This window comes from Vineibacter terrae, assembly GCF_008039615.1.
GTDB classification, from domain to species: domain Bacteria; phylum Pseudomonadota; class Alphaproteobacteria; order Reyranellales; family Reyranellaceae; genus Vineibacter; species Vineibacter terrae.
In genome coordinates this window covers 1-1,604 of record NZ_VDUZ01000112.1, presented here as the reverse complement: position 1 = coordinate 1,604, position 1,604 = coordinate 1, and the positions used below count along the sequence as shown (strand labels likewise).

At 66.1% G+C, this 1,604-nt stretch carries 1 protein-coding gene; it reads right to left on the bottom strand.

What is annotated here, in order from left to right:
* Positions 1 to 5 precede the first annotated feature (5 nt).
* Positions 6 to 1,379 (bottom strand): IS4 family transposase, encoded by a 1,374-nt coding sequence (locus FHP25_RS40425; RefSeq protein WP_147852679.1) that lies wholly within the window; start codon positions 1,377 to 1,379, stop codon positions 6 to 8.
* Positions 1,380 to 1,604: the final 225 nt, after the last annotated feature.

The window sequence follows — 1,604 nt, the reverse complement described above, 5'->3', positions numbered from 1 at the left end:
GCGGGCTAACTTGCGCACAGATGTTGCGCTGCGAGAGAGTAGCCATCGACGATGGCGTAGAAGCGTTCGAGGCCGTCGCGGATGGTGATGGGTCCGCAGCCCTTGTCACTGTCGTAGCCGGTCCAGCCGCCGAGCCTGGCGATGATCCAGGCTGCGGCCGCGAGACTGTCGGGCGGATAAGGGTTCTGCTGTTTTGGGGTACGGCCCTGCCGGGTCTTGAGCAAGACCCCGAGGACGACGATCTGTTGGGGGCTGAAGACACGGCTGGCGGGAGGGCTCTGGTCGGCGGCAGCCTTGGCGAGCACCAGCTGCATGGTGGTTGCGGCGGCGATGAGGGCGATGACGGCGAGCTTCTCGAGCGCCGCGCCGTCCTCGACGACAGCTTGCTCCAGCCGCAGGCCTTGGCGCTTGAGGGTTCGGAACAGCTGCTCGATGTGCCAGCGGTGGCGGTACCAGCCGACGATGGTCAGCGCCTGCAGGAGGGTTTCGACGGCATGTGTCGTCAGCAGCCGCCACAGGACCGGGATCTGGCCGTGCGGCGGCTCAAGCTCGCGCACCTCAAGGGCGAACAGGTCGATCTCGGCCGGTGCCTTGGGGTCGGAGCAGGCGAGCGGGCGTCGGATGCGGACACGGCCGAAGCGCACCGCCATGGTGGCCTGGCGGGCGCTGCGCTTCTTGCCCGGTCGGGCAGGCAGAGCGAGCACGAAGCGGTGCGCTTCGGCAAAGCCGGCCAGGGTCTTGAACAGGCGGCTGCCGTCGGCCAGGCAGCGATCGCGGCTGGCGCGCGTCAACAGATGGGTGCGGCTGTCGGGCAAGCGGTCCCATTTCTCGTAGATGTCAGCCTCGCGGTCATCGATGACCGTCACCATGGCGGCGTCGGCCAGAACCGCCTTGGCCTGGCTGCCGCCGTGAAGCCAGCGATAGGACTCCTTCAACTCGATCGGCAGCTTCTTGTAGTTTGGATCCTTGCTCTTGGTGCGACGCCAGACCTGAGCATCGACCAACCCCAGGCATTCGCCGCAGGTGGCGTCCACGGCCAGCACCGGATGCACGAACAGCCCCACGTCGCTGCCGTTGCCAACCGTGCCCAGCCGCCGCTTGCGCCCGCGCTGCGCCTCATAATTGATCTCGCTGGTATCCTGGATCGCCAGCACATGCCGGCCCGCCGCGGCCACCGCGACAAACTCCGCTCGATGCGCAATCATCTCCGCGACCGTCACCGCCTTGTTGGCCAGGAAGCGCTGAAACCTGACCTGTTCCGCCCGATCATCACAAAGCTTGCGCAGACAGACAGTCTGCCGCTCGCCGACACGTTGCACCATCAACGCGCCGTTCCGGGCCAGACGGTCATCGCCAAAATAGCCGATCACCGGCGCCATCGCCGCCTCCGCTCTTGCCGCGACGGCTCAAACAGAATCACACCAGATTCCACGCCTGCAACGACGATCTGCAGCCACCAGCCCCAACAGCGACTTTCGATTCGGAACTTGCCCGCACAAGCCACACCGGATTCGAATCTGTCGCCACCAAACCCTCAGCCCCCGCCCGCGAGCCGACTCGCGCTGCAACATCTGTGCTCAAATTAGCCCGCTTGCGGGAGAGGG

Bases quoted from the DNA above. Each gene is read 5' to 3' on its own strand.
- FHP25_RS40425 (WP_147852679.1), bottom strand. From the start codon at position 1,379: ATGGCGCCGGTGATCGGCTATTTTGGCGATGACCGTCTGGCCCGGAAC.